This is a genomic window from Erythrobacter rubeus, from assembly GCF_014705715.1.
Classification (GTDB): Bacteria; Pseudomonadota; Alphaproteobacteria; order Sphingomonadales; family Sphingomonadaceae; genus Erythrobacter; species Erythrobacter rubeus.
Genome location: NZ_JACXLC010000001.1, coordinates 2,944,785 through 2,958,778, shown reverse-complemented (window position 1 = coordinate 2,958,778; position 13,994 = coordinate 2,944,785). Strand labels below are relative to the sequence as shown.

The 13,994-nt window shown below is 60.6% G+C and carries 6 protein-coding genes; 1 reads left to right on the top strand and 5 read right to left on the bottom strand.

Annotated elements, in window-relative coordinates; translation table 11 throughout:
* Positions 1-3: 3 nt before the first annotated feature.
* The 3 genes from IB285_RS14545 to IB285_RS14535 all read right to left on the bottom strand — a co-directional run bounded on the left by IB285_RS14545 (position 4) and on the right by IB285_RS14535 (position 3,593).
* Positions 4-1,713 (bottom strand): SulP family inorganic anion transporter, encoded by a 1,710-nt coding sequence (locus IB285_RS14545; RefSeq protein ID WP_190788836.1) that lies wholly within the window; start codon positions 1,711-1,713, stop codon positions 4-6.
* Positions 1,714-1,775: 62 nt separating this feature from the next.
* The gene (gltX, locus tag IB285_RS14540) at positions 1,776-3,104 is read right to left on the bottom strand and encodes a glutamate--tRNA ligase (protein ID WP_190788835.1); all 1,329 of its coding nucleotides are present in this window, start codon (positions 3,102-3,104) and stop codon (positions 1,776-1,778) included.
* Positions 3,105-3,143: 39 nt separating this feature from the next.
* On the bottom strand, positions 3,144-3,593 hold the full coding sequence (locus IB285_RS14535) for a DNA-directed RNA polymerase subunit beta' (protein WP_190788834.1): 450 nt from the start codon (positions 3,591-3,593) through the stop codon (positions 3,144-3,146).
* 130 nt (positions 3,594-3,723) lie between these two features.
* On the opposite strand from IB285_RS14535, the gene IB285_RS14530 reads away from it, so the two are divergent.
* Positions 3,724-4,845 (top strand): DUF4268 domain-containing protein, encoded by a 1,122-nt coding sequence (locus IB285_RS14530; protein ID WP_190788833.1) that lies wholly within the window; start codon positions 3,724-3,726, stop codon positions 4,843-4,845.
* Positions 4,846-4,906: 61 nt separating this feature from the next.
* On the opposite strand, the gene rpoC is transcribed toward IB285_RS14530, so the two are convergent.
* Positions 4,907-9,199, bottom strand: a complete 4,293-nt coding sequence (gene rpoC / locus IB285_RS14525) for a DNA-directed RNA polymerase subunit beta' (protein ID WP_190788832.1) — start codon at positions 9,197-9,199, stop codon at positions 4,907-4,909.
* Between the two features lie 70 nt (positions 9,200-9,269).
* On the bottom strand, positions 9,270-13,469 hold the full coding sequence (rpoB, locus tag IB285_RS14520; protein ID WP_190788831.1) for a DNA-directed RNA polymerase subunit beta: 4,200 nt from the start codon (positions 13,467-13,469) through the stop codon (positions 9,270-9,272).
* Positions 13,470-13,994 lie beyond the last annotated feature (525 nt).

The following is a 13,994-nucleotide window of genomic DNA, read 5'->3' as shown; positions in this document are numbered from 1 at the left end:
ACCTCAGGTCGGGGCGATGTCGTTCCGGTAATCCACCCCATAGGCATCGAGCGCCTCGTTCACGGTACGATGAAAACTGCAATGCTGCGAATTGAGGGAACCGAGGCTGTCAGCGACCGGCTGATGGGCGGCAGCGAAGCGGACGTCGATGCCCTTTTCATGGAGGCGCTGCACCAGTCGTTTCAGCATCGCCACACCGCTTGCATCGACCGTATTGATAGCGCGCATATCGAGGACGAGGCACTCGATACCCTCATGCTGGCCGATCCGCGCGAACACTTCGTCCTCGATAAAGGCCGCGTTGGCAAAGAAGATCGATCGGTCGATGCGGACGACCAATGCGGGATCCTCGCTCAGCTCGATTGAATCGCGCTGGACAGAGCGAAAGGATTCGCCGTCATCATTCGTCCCTACCCGGGTCACGCGCGGCAGCGAAGAGAACCACAGGTGATGCGCCGCGGCCGCCAGCGCGCCGACTAGTAGGCCGAGTTCCACACCAAGCGCGAGCGTCGCCGCAAAAGCTATGGCGATGATCGCGCCTTCGTATCGGTCATGCCGCCAGACGTCCCGCATCTCGCGTAGTTTGACGAGGCCGAAGACAGCGCTGATCACCAGCGCAGCGAGCGCGGTTTTCGGGAGGTATCCGAGCAAGGGTGCCAGGAAGAAAATCGCCGCGAGAACAAGCAGTGCGGCGACAACCGAAGCGAGCGGCGATTGTGCCCCACTATCCTCGGCCAGGGCCGAGCGGCTGAGGCTGGCTCCCACCGCATAGCCTCCCGACATCGCCGCACCCACATTGCCGAGGCCGAGCGCCAGCGCCTCCCGGCTGGTGTCGAGTGCACTGCGATCGCTCCCCGCGAGCGACTTGGCGACGGCCGCTGCGGTGACAAAGGTAACGACGGCTACCGCCAATCCGCTCGGCAGCAATTGGAGCCACAGCGCGGGGTCGAGAGGTGGAAGAGCCACCGAAGGGAGACCGCCTGAGGGCGCTTCCACCCGCGCGACGGTATCGCCAAAATTCCCGGCAATCAGAGCGGCACCTGCAATGACCATCAGGGGCAAGGATTTTGCAATCGCCTGACGCCACGGCGGCCTGATGCCGACTTTCCAGGCAGCCGGCGCAGCGTAGCGGTCCAGCGCGAACAAAAGTACGGCCGCGCCGATGCCGATAGCAGCAGTCACCGGCTGCCAATCGGGCAGGACCTTCATGAATTCGCTGATTGCTGCAGGGAGGTTTCCAGCCCGTTCGGGGTCGGTCCCGACCAGCGTCGGCACCTGGCTCGAAACGATCAGGATGGCGACCGCTGCCGTGAAGCCCAGGAGCACTGGCTCGCTTACGAAATTCACGAGACGCCCCAGACCAAACGCCCCCAGCACGGCCAGGATCGTACCGGACTGGATCGCGATAATGGCGGCTGCAACCTGCGGCTCGGCACCCGATCCCGATGCGGCCTCGGCGATGACAAGCGAGATCAGCGCAACCGGCCCGACCGAAACGAAAGGGCTCGTTCCGAAAAGGAGATAGAGCACCGGAGGCAGCAGAGCGGCGTAGAGTCCGGTCTCGGGCGGAAGTCCGGCGAGCTGTGCGTAGGCCATCACTTGGGGAATAAGCAAAATTGCGAGGATGGTGCCCGCAATCCAATCGGCAAGCCCCGCGCGCATCTCGTAATCGCGGGCCCAGCTGAAATCGGGCACGAGACCGCGCAGCTTCATCGAGCTGCACCCTCAGAGGTTCGTGATGTGCGTGCTTGTCGATCGATCACACGCTTACAACGCTAAGCGGCGGCGGCTCGTTCCAATCTCGCCCGCGCCTCGCCCTCGCCGATGAGCGGCAGCAGCTCGCCCATGTCGGGCCCGTGGTTCATGCCTGTGAGCGCCAGGCGCAGCGGCAGGAACAGGGTCTTGCCTTTTCGCCCGGTGCTTTCCTTGAGCGAGGATGTCAGCGTAGCCCACGGATCATCGGTCCATTGGAGGGCGCTCGCTGCCTCGCCAAGATAAGCCCGATCTTCCTCGGAGAATTGAACTTTTTCGATCGGACCGGTGACAAGGCGCCACCATTCCGCCGCTTCGCCAACGGTCAGGATATTCGGCTGGACCGCGTGCCAGCCCGCTTCGTCCATGCCGTCAGGCAGGCGCTCCTTGACCGCATGATAAGGCATCGCGTGAACCAGCGCGGTGTTGATCCGCTCAAGATCGGCATCGTCGAACTTGGCGGGTGCGCGGCCGAATGTCGATAGATCGAACGTTTCGAGCAGCGCCGCGCGATCACCGATCGGCTCCACCGGCAGCGACGTGCCGAGCCGCGCGAGCACGGCAATAATGGCTTCGGGTTCGATACCGCGCTCGCGGAAGCTGTCGCAGCCAAGCGAGCCCAACCGTTTGGACAATTTTCCTTCTTTGCCGACCAGCAGCGCCTCGTGGGCGAAGGCGGGCACCGCTGCATCCATGGCGGTGAACATCTGAATCTGCACCGCGGTGTTCGAAACATGATCCTCGCCGCGCAGCACCTGCGTCACGCCCATGTCGATATCGTCGACAGTGCTCGGCAGCATGTAAAGCCACGATCCGTCCGCGCGGCGGATGACCGGATCGGAGACCAGTTTCGCATCGAACTTCACCGCGCCGCGCACGCCATCTTCCCAGACGATAGGTTCATCGTGATCGAGCTTGAAGCGCCAGTGCGGGGCGATGCCCTCCGCTTCCTTCGCGGCGCGCGCCGCCTCGGTGAGTTCCAGCGCTCCGCGGTCGTAGATCGGCGGAAGGCCCCGGCCGAGCAGGACCTTGCGCTTGAGCTCAAGCTCCTGCTGCGTTTCATAGGCCGGGTAGATGCGCCCGGCCTCGCGCAGGGCTTCGAACGCGGTTTCGTATTTGCCGAGCCGCTCCGACTGGCGCTCTTCGCGATCCGCCTCCAGGCCTAGCCACGCCAGATCGGTGCGGATCGCCTCGACATATTCCTCTTTCGATCGCGCCGCGTCGGTATCGTCGATGCGCAGGATGAAGTCGCCGCCAGCCTTGCGGGTAAGCATCCAGTTGTGGAGCGCGGTGCGGATATTGCCGACATGCAATCGGCCCGTGGGCGACGGTGCGAAACGGGTGGTCGTCATGCGGTGTCCGGTAGACAGCGCAGCGCCCTGCGGCAAGTTCTAGGATGACGGCGCGGCGTTCGCCTCGGCCGCAACAAGGCCAAGCACCGCCTCCCACATACGGTGCACCCGGTCCGGCCTGACAAGCCCTGCGATCGCTCCTTCGAAGCCCGGGCGATCGCACCGCACCGCGCAATCGATCAGCGAGCCGATCGTCATCTCGTCGTGCGATAGCAACTGGCAGCAAAAGCGCGAGACATGCACCGCTTCGGGCCAGCAGGAAGAGATCGCCTGAGACAGCGCGAGCGCCCGCGCGGCCACCTCAACGCTCCCGAGCCTCACCGCCAGTTCCGGCACGGGGTCACGCCACGCACGGTCATGCAGGGCAATCAGCCGCAGCGAGTAGACAAACCGGGCAGCTTGCGGGGAAAGGCCACTGATCTGCGGCGGCTCCGCAAGACGGGCGATCGTGGATCGGCGAGCGGCGGAGGGCGTGGTTTTGTGAGGCATGGGGCTCCATCAAGGTTGCGTTGGGCACCCGGTGCTACTCTTTATGCGAATAGTTCGCAATAGCAATGAGCAATTGTCTCCCAATTTTTAACTCCTCTCAGATTAGACGGCACGCAAAGGGAGTTCATGAATGTTCCGACTGGATACCCAAACCAATTCTATACAACCGATCGAGAAGCGGACGTTCGGAAGTCTGTCTTACGGAGAGCGCACCCACCTTCAGGAGTGGGTTGCAAATAGTCCTGAATGCCTCGGCGAAGAGCTCCTGATCATTCAAAAGGAATTCGCTGGTTTCGATGAAACCAAGGAACGCTTGGACTTGCTCGCGCTCGACAAGTCGGGGCACCTTGTAATCATCGAAAACAAGCTCGATGACAGCGGCCGCGACGTGGTCTGGCAGGCGCTGAAGTATGCCTCGTACTGCTCAACGTTAACACGTGCTCGGGTGGTCGATATATACCGCAGCTACCTGCAGGATTGCGGTATCGAAGAAGACCCCGAAGCCTTGCTGGCAGATTTTCTAGAGGTGGACGATATCTCCGAAACGCCGCTGAACCGCGGCTCGGACCAGCGCATTATTCTAATATCCGCAAATTTCCGACGCGAAGTCACCGCTACGGTCCTGTGGTTGTTACAACGTCAGCTCGATGTAAAATGCATCCGCGCTACTCCATACAAGCTCGGTGACGAAGTGCTTCTCAATTTTGAGCAGATAATTCCCGTGCCAGAAGCCGAGGACTTTATGGTGCACAGCTCTGAAAAGGAAGCCGAGCAAACTGCGACAAGCGATGCTGACTCCGCTCGATACCGCATCCGGCGCGCATTTTGGACTGATTGTCTCGCTGCTCTGCATCGCTCCGACATTTCCCTTTACGACAACATCAGCCCGAGCCGCGACCATTGGCTTAGCGCAGCTACAGGAGTGCGAGCCTGCGCTTACGCACTGATCTTCGCAAAAAAAGAGGTGCGCGTAGAAATTAATCTAGGCCGCGCCGAGCGGGCTGAGAACAAAGCAGTTTTTGATGGTCTTCACGCACGCAAACTGCAGATAGAAGAATCGTTCGGTCAACCATTAGACTGGAAAAGGCTCGATCATCGGAAGTCCTCGCGGATCGAGTTCGCCAAAGAGTTCGACAGCTACAATCGTGACAATTGGCCAAACATCATCGATTGGATGGTGGAAACGCTTGGTCAGTTCCACCAAGCAATAAGCGAGGCCCTGCACGGCGTTGCGGGTGAGGTTCTGGATTAAAAAACCCCGCCGGAGCAGAAACTCCGGCGGGGTTGTTTCGTTTGGCAGTGCGCCACGCGGCTTATTCGGCTGCGGGAGCGTCTCCGCCCTCCGCAGAACCGCCCATGGCCGCTTTCATCGCCTCTTCGCTCGACACCGGATCGGCTTCAGGCTCAGGCTCGGCTGCGTTTTCTGCTGCCAGCTTTTCCTGCTGCTTCTTCCACTGCGCCTTGAGCGCTGCGTCGCGGCTCGATGCCGTTACGCGCATGCGGTTCATGCCGGCACCCGTACCAGCCGGGATCAGACGGCCCACGATCACGTTCTCCTTGAGCCCGATCAGCGTGTCCTTCTTGCCCTCGACCGATGCCTGCGTCAGCACGCGGGTCGTTTCCTGGAAGGAAGCGGCCGAGATGAAGCTGCGGGTTTGCAGCGACGCCTTGGTGATGCCCAGCAGGATCGGAGTGCCTTCCGCAGGCTCCTTACCCTTGCCAAGCTTCGCATTGGCTTCGTCCATCTCCTCGCGATCGACCTGCTCACCCGGAAGCAGCACGGTGTCGCCGCCCTTGGTGATCTCGACCTTCTGCAGCATCTGGCGAACGATCACCTCGATGTGCTTGTCGTTGATCTTCACGCCCTGCAGTCGGTAGACTTCCTGGATCTCGTTCACGAGATATTCGGCCAGCGCCTCGACGCCCATGACTTCGAGGATGTCGTGCGGGTTCGGAGCGCCGGAAATCAGGGTGTCACCCTTCTTCACGAAGTCGCCTTCCTGCACGTCGATCACCTTGGTCTTGGGGATCAGGTATTCGACTGCATCACCTTCTTCCGGGACGATCGCGATCTTCCGCTTCGCCTTATATTCGCGAACGAATTCGATCTTGCCCGAAATCTTGGCGATGACCGACATGTCCTTCGGCAAGCGTGCCTCGAACAATTCGGCCACACGCGGAAGACCACCGGTGATGTCGCGGGTTTTCGCAGCTTCGCGGCTGGCACGGGCAAGGATGTCACCCGCTTCAACCGTCTGGCCGTCTTCGACCGAAAGCGTGGTGCCCGGAGCGAGCATGTAACGCTGCGCTTCGGTTTCATCGGAATCGGCCTGACCTTCACCCTGAAGAATCATGCGCGGACGCAGTTCCTCTTTCTTCTTGCGTCCGGTTGCCCGGTTTTCGGTCACGACACGCTGGGCGATACCGGTGGCATCGTCGGTCTGCTCTTCAAGGGTCGTACCCTCGACGAGGTCCTGATACTTCACGACGCCCGATTGCTCGGTGATGATCGGCAGAGTGAACGGATCCCATTCCGCCAGCCGGTCGCCTTCCTTCACCTTGTCGCCATCCTTGAACATTAGGACAGTTCCGTAAGGCACCTTGTGCATCTCACGCTCACGCCCTTCGGCATCGATCACGGCGATTTCGCCGTTGCGAGCGAGCGAGAGGATGCGGCCCTTCTTGTCGGTGATGGTCGGCATGTCGCGGAGCTCGATCTTACCGTCCGAGATGGATTCGAGATGCGAGGTTTCGTTGAGCTGCGCCGCACCGCCGATGTGGAAGGTACGCATGGTCAGCTGGGTGCCCGGCTCACCGATCGACTGCGCGGCGATCACGCCGACAGCTTCACCGATATTCACCGGCGTACCGCGGGCAAGATCACGGCCATAGCAGGTCGCGCAAACGCCCTGATCGGCTTCGCAAACCAGCGGCGAGCGGATCTTGGCGGACTGCACTTCAGCCGCTTCGATTTCCTTCACCATCGGCTCGTCGATCAGCGTGCCCGCCTTCACGATGACCTCATCGGTTGCCGCGTTGACGATGTCCTCGGCCACGGTGCGGCCAAGGATACGCTCACCGAGCGAAGCGATGACGCTGCCGCCCTGGACGATCGCACGCATTTCCAGCGCGTTCTCGGTCTTGCAGTCCTCGACCACAATCGTGCAGTCCTGCGACACATCGACGAGACGGCGGGTCAGGTAACCCGAGTTTGCCGTCTTGAGCGCGGTATCGGCGAGGCCCTTACGAGCGCCGTGGGTCGAGTTGAAGTATTCAAGAACGGTCAGACCTTCCTTGAAGTTGGAGATGATCGGCGTTTCGATGATCTCGCCCGACGGCTTGGCCATGAGGCCGCGCATACCGGCAAGCTGCTTCATCTGCGCAGGCGAACCACGCGCACCGGAATGGCTCATCATGTAGATGGAGTTGATCTCTGCTTCGCGGCCATCCTTGTCGATCGGCTGCGACTTGATCTCTTCCATCATGGCGTCCGCCACCTGGTCGCCGCAACGGCTCCAGGCATCGATCACCTTGTTGTACTTTTCCTGCTGGGTGATGAGACCGTCCTGATACTGCTGCTCGTAATCGGCAACCAGCTTCTTCGTCTCTTCGACCATGCCTTCCTTGGCGTCGGGGATGATCATGTCATCCTTGCCGAAGGAGATGCCGGCCTTGAACGCGTGGCGGAAGCCGAGCACCATGATGGCGTCGGCGAACAGCACGGTGTCCTTCTGACCAGTGTGACGGTACACTTCGTCGATCACGTCACCGATATCCTTCTTGGTGAGAAGGCGGTTGATGATGTCGTAAGGCACCTTGTGATTGGTCGGCAGACACTCACCGATCAGCATGCGGCCCGGCGTCGTCTCGAAACGCTTCATCACGATGTTGCCATCTTCATCGGCCTGCGGAACGCGAGCGAGAATCTTGGTGTGCAGCGTGACGGCTTTGGTTTCGAGAGCCTGGTGCACTTCGGCCATGTCGGCAAAACGCGGCAGCTTCTCGGTCTTGGTGCCATCTTCGTTTTCGAGGAATTCAGGCGTCTTTTCCTGACGCTCCATCGAAAGGTAGTAGAGACCCAGCACCATGTCCTGCGAAGGCACGATGATCGGCTTGCCGTTGGCGGGCGAGAGGATGTTGTTGGTGGACATCATCAGCACGCGCGCTTCGAGCTGGGCTTCGAGCGAAAGCGGCACGTGGACCGCCATCTGGTCACCGTCGAAGTCGGCGTTGAACGCTGAGCAGACCAGCGGGTGCAGCTGGATAGCCTTACCTTCGATGAGAACCGGCTCGAATGCCTGAATGCCGAGACGGTGAAGCGTCGGTGCGCGGTTCAGCAGAACCGGGTGCTCACGGATCACTTCGTCAAGGATGTCCCAGACTTCCTTGCGCTCCTTCTCGACCCACTTCTTCGCCTGCTTAAGGGTCATCGAGAGACCCTTGGCATCGAGGCGGGCGTAGATGAACGGCTTGAACAGTTCGAGCGCCATCTTCTTCGGCAGGCCGCACTGGTGCAGCTTGAGTTCCGGACCGGTCACGATGACCGAACGGCCCGAATAGTCGACGCGCTTACCAAGGAGGTTCTGACGGAAGCGGCCCTGCTTGCCCTTGAGCATGTCGCTGAGCGATTTCAGCGGACGCTTGTTCGCACCCGTGATGACACGGCCGCGGCGACCATTGTCGAACAGTGCATCGACGGCTTCCTGAAGCATGCGCTTTTCGTTGCGAACGATGATGTCCGGCGCACGCAGCTCGATCAGACGCTTCAGGCGGTTGTTACGGTTGATCACGCGGCGATAGAGATCGTTGAGATCGGACGTCGCGAAACGGCCACCATCGAGCGGCACCAGCGGGCGCAGCTCTGGCGGGATCACCGGAATCACTTCGAGGATCATCCATTCCGGACGGTTGCCAGATTCGATGAAGCTTTCGACAACCTTCAGACGCTTGATGATCTTCTTCGGCTTGAGCGTCGACTTGGTGGTCGCCAGCTCTTCCATCAGGTCATCGCGTTCCTGCTCGAGGTCGAGGTCCATCAGCATGACCTTGACCGCTTCCGCACCGATATCGGCGGAGAAGGCGTCTTCGCCATACTCGTCTTGCGCTTCGAGCAGCTCGTCCTCGGTGAGCAGCTGGAATTTCTCGAGCGGAGTGAGGCCCGGCTCGATAACCACATAGCTTTCGAAGTAGAGAATGCGCTCAAGCTGCTTCAGCTGGATGTCGAGCAGCAGGCCGATACGCGAAGGCAGCGACTTGAGATACCAGATGTGCGCGACCGGAGCGGCCAGTTCGATGTGGCCCATGCGCTCGCGGCGCACCTTGGTGACGGTGACTTCAACGCCGCACTTTTCGCACACGACGCCCTTATACTTCATGCGCTTGTACTTGCCGCACAGGCATTCGTAGTCCTTCACCGGACCGAAAATACGCGCGCAGAACAGGCCGTCACGCTCGGGCTTGAACGTGCGGTAGTTGATGGTTTCCGGCTTCTTGATCTCGCCGAACGACCATGAACGGATGCGTTCTGGCGAGGCGATGCCGATCTGAATCTGGTCGAAGGTTTCCGGCTTGGCCAGCTGGTTCGTGAATTTGGTCAGTTCGTTCATTTTTCAAATTCCCTTACGGGTGAATTTTTGAGGGCGGTGGGAGTGGTGGGGGACGCCTGGTCCCTCACCCCTATTCCGCTGCCTCCGGCCATTCGTCTTCGTCTCCGTCAGAGATCGACTTCAATTCGACGTTCATGCCCAGCGAGCGCATTTCCTTCACGAGAACGTTGAAGCTCTCCGGAATGCCCGCTTCGAAGGTGTCGTCGCCCTTGACGATCGCTTCGTAGACCTTGGTCCGGCCGACGACGTCGTCCGACTTGACGGTGAGCATTTCCTGCAAGGTGTAGGCGGCGCCGTATGCCTGCAGGGCCCAGACCTCCATCTCACCGAAGCGCTGGCCACCGAACTGCGCCTTACCGCCCAGCGGCTGCTGGGTGACGAGCGAGTACGGGCCGATCGAACGGGCGTGGATCTTGTCGTCGACGAGGTGGTGCAGCTTGAGCATGTAGATGATGCCCACGGTCACCTTGCGGTCGAAGGCTTCACCAGTGCGGCCATCGAACAGGGTCGATTGCCCGGAGGAATCGATACCGGCCTTGACCAGCATGTCCGACACGTCCGGCTCGCGCGCACCGTCGAAGACCGGCGTACCCATCGGAACGCCCGCAGCGAGGTTTTGCGCAAGCTCGACGATCTGCGGGGTCGAGCGGCTTTCGAGATCCTCGAAATACTGCTCGCCGTAAACGTCTTTCAGGCGCTCCACGACCGCTTCGGGCGGCTTCGCATCGGCATAGTCTTCGGCTGCGTTCGGGTTGGCCGCTTTCCACTCTTCGAGCTTTTCGGCGATATCCATACCCAGGCCGCGAGCCGCGAAACCGAGGTGGGTTTCGAAGATCTGACCGACATTCATGCGCGAAGGCACGCCGAGTGGGTTCAGCACGAGGTCGACCGCGGTCCCGTCTTCGAGGAACGGCATGTCCTCGACCGGCAGGATGCGCGAAATCACACCCTTGTTACCGTGGCGTCCGGCCATCTTGTCGCCCGGCTGCAGCTTGCGCTTAACCGCGACGAAGACCTTGACCATCTTGAGCACGCCCGGCGCGAGTTCGTCACCACGCTCGAGCTTTTCCTTGCGGTCCTCGAACTTGGCATCGATGCCGGCGACGGCTTCGTCGTACTGTGCCTTGATCGCTTCGATCTGTGCCTGACGGCCGTCTTCGGCGACAGCGAACTTGAACCATTCGTGCCGGTCGACGCCCTCGAGCACCTCCTCGGTGATCTCGGTGCCCTTTTTCACACCCTTCGGAGCAGCCGACGCGGTCTGGCCGAGCAGCATGTCCTTGAGACGGTTGTAAGTCGCACGGTTGAGGATGGCGCGTTCGTCTGCGGCATCCTTGCCCAGACGCTCGATTTCCTCGTTCTGGATCGCACGGGTACGGTCATCGATCTCGATACCGTGACGGTTGAAGACGCGGACTTCGACCACCGTTCCGGCAACGCCGGGCGGCAGGCGCAGCGAGGTGTCGCGAACGTCCGATGCCTTTTCACCGAAGATGGCGCGCAGAAGCTTTTCTTCCGGCGTCATCGGGCTTTCGCCCTTCGGCGTGATCTTGCCGACCAGGATATCGCCCGGATGCACTTCGGCGCCAATATAGACGATGCCCGCCTCGTCCAGGTTGCGCAGCGCTTCCTCGCCGACATTCGGGATGTCGCGGGTGATGTCTTCCGGCCCGAGCTTGGTGTCGCGGGCCATCACTTCGAATTCGTCGATATGGATCGAGGTGAACACGTCGTCTTTCACGATGCGTTCGGAAATCAGGATCGAGTCTTCGTAGTTATAGCCATTCCACGGCATGAACGCGACGAGGCTGTTCTTGCCGAGCGCCAGCTCACCGATATCGGTCGAAGGACCATCGGCGATGATGTCGCCGGCCTCGATCGTCTCACCGACTTTCACCAGCGGACGCTGGTTGATGCAGGTGTTCTGGTTGGAGCGCTGGAATTTCTGCAGCGTGTAGATATCGACGCCGGACTGGCCTTCTTCGACATCGCCGATTGCGCGGATCACGATACGGGTCGCGTCCACCTGGTCGACGATACCGCCGCGCTTGGCAGCAATGGCAGCACCAGAATCGCGCGCCACCGTTTCTTCCATGCCGGTCCCGACCCACGGTGCCTCGGCTTTCACGAGCGGCACCGCCTGGCGCTGCATGTTCGAGCCCATGAGAGCGCGGTTGGCGTCATCGTTCTCCAGGAACGGGATCAGCGAGGCGGCGACCGAAACGAGCTGCTTCGGCGACACGTCCATCAGCGTGACCTGATCGTTCGGAGCCATCAGGTTGTCGCCTGCCTGGCGCGCGCTGATCAGCTCTTCGACGAACGATCCGTCTTCGTTGAGTTCGGCGGATGCCTGCGCAACTGTGTGTTTTTGCTCTTCCATCGCGGAGAGATACACAACGTCGCCGGTGACCTTGTTGTCCTCAACCTGGCGATACGGCGTTTCGATGAAGCCGTACTTGTTCACGCGGCTAAAGGACGCCAGCGAGTTGATCAGGCCGATGTTCGGGCCTTCCGGCGTTTCAATCGGGCAGATGCGACCGTAGTGCGTCGGGTGAACGTCGCGGACTTCGAATCCGGCGCGCTCACGCGTGAGACCGCCCGGGCCAAGCGCCGAGACGCGGCGCTTATGAGTGACTTCGGACAGCGGGTTGGTCTGGTCCATGAACTGCGAGAGCTGCGACGAGCCGAAGAATTCGCGAACCGCAGCGACAGCTGGCTTCGCGTTGATCAGATCGTTCGGCATGACGGTCGAGACATCGACGCTCGACATGCGCTCCTTAACGGCGCGCTCCATGCGGAGCAGGCCGACACGGTACTGGTTTTCGAGCAGTTCGCCGACCGAACGCACACGGCGGTTGCCGAGGTTGTCGATGTCGTCGACATCGCCCTTGCCGTCCTTCAGGCCGACGAGTTCCTTGACCACAGCAAGGATGTCTTCCTTGCGCAAAGTCGTCACGGTGTCTTCGGCGTCGAGTTCAAGGCGCATATTGAGCTTCACGCGGCCCACCGCGGACAGGTCATAGCGCTCCCCATCGAAGAACAAGCCTTCGAACAGAGCCTCGGCGGTTTCCTTGGTCGGCGGTTCGCCCGGACGCATCACCTTGTAGATCGCCTCGAGACCTTCATCGCGGTTTTCAGCCTTGTCGACCTTCAATGTGTTGCGGATCCAGGGGCCGGTGTTGATCTCGTCGATGTCGAGCAACTCGATGCTGTCGATCCCGGCATTGTCGAGCGTTTCGACATGCTCGAGGGTCAGTTCGTCGCCCGCTTCGACATAGATGCGGCCGGTGCTTTCATCGATCATGTCGCGCGCGGCGTAGCGGCTGACGATCTCTTCGGTCGGCAGAAGCAGATCGGTGAGACCGTCCTTGGCAGCCTTGTTCGCAGCGCGCGGGCTGATCTTCTGGTTGGCGGCGAACACTTCTTCGCCGGTCTTGGCGTCGACCAGGGCAAAGGAAGGCTTCTGACCACGCCAGTTTTCGGCGACGAACGGGATCTTCCACCCGTCTTTCGCGCGCTCCCAGACCACGGTGTCGTAGAAGTGGTGCAGGATGCCTTCGCTGTCGAGGCCAAGCGCATAGAGCAGTGCGGTGACCGGCAGCTTCCGCTTACGGTCGATACGGACGTTGACAATGTCCTTGGCGTCGAATTCGAAATCGAGCCACGAACCGCGATACGGGATCACGCGCGCAGCAAAAAGCAGTTTGCCCGACGAGTGGGTTTTGCCGCGGTCATGATCGAACAAGACACCTGGCGAACGGTGCATCTGGCTGACGATGACACGCTCGGTGCCGTTGATGATGAAGGTGCCGTTCTCGGTCATGAGCGGCATATCGCCCATGTAAACGTCCTGCTCCTTGATATCGAGGACGGAGCGGGTTTCGGTTTCCTGGTCGACTTCGAACACGATCAGGCGCAGCGTCACCTTCATCGGGGCTGCGTAGGTGATGCCGCGCTGGCGGCATTCGGTCGTGTCGTATTTCGGCGGCTCAAGTTCGTAATTCACGAAATCGAGTTCGGCAGTTCCGGCGAAATCGCGGATCGGGAAGACGCTGCGCAGTGTCTTTTCGAGCCCCGAAACATAATCGATCGAAGGATCGGAACGCAGGAACTGTTCGTAGCTTTCGCGCTGAACCTCGATCAGGTTCGGCATGTCGATAACTTCGTGAATGTCGCCGAAAATCTTGCGGATGCGCTTTTTCGCGGTGCCCTGCGCCTTGCGGCTGCGGAGCTTGTTCGAGGTTGCTGGAGCTTTCGCCTTGGTCGCCATGGAGGTGATTCGCCTCTTGATATGATGCGCGCGGGAAGGAGACCCGATCGCCTGAGATTGTGTTCACGTCACGCGAAGGAGTGGCCATAACCGACGCAAAAGAGCCGCACTCCTCGGCGCAGACCCTTTCGGGCTGCTGGGGTGCAGCTGATCAATTCGTCGCGAATATGGCTTGCGCCGCCTCTATTCTGGACCGGTTCCCGCGCATGAACCGGACTGTCTCGAAGCTGGCGTGTGAGGACTATCTAAGAAGCCTGTTGGATTTGTAAAGGGGGGGTTTCGTGGTGTGCGCGCCATCCGGCGTGCGACATCCTAGCGCCTCTGGCGCTGCGGGCTTGCGGGTCGCTGCCCGCCCCGTGCTCCGCGACCAAGCCATCGAGCTCACGCAAAACGACGCCACAGGCGTCGCAAGGGCAAGCGGCCGCCCCGCAGCGGGTGCGGCTTACTGCACGCATAGCGAGGACGTGAAGCCGGATGACTTCGCGCAAAACAACAACACTCATATTGTTTTTCAATATTATTGAT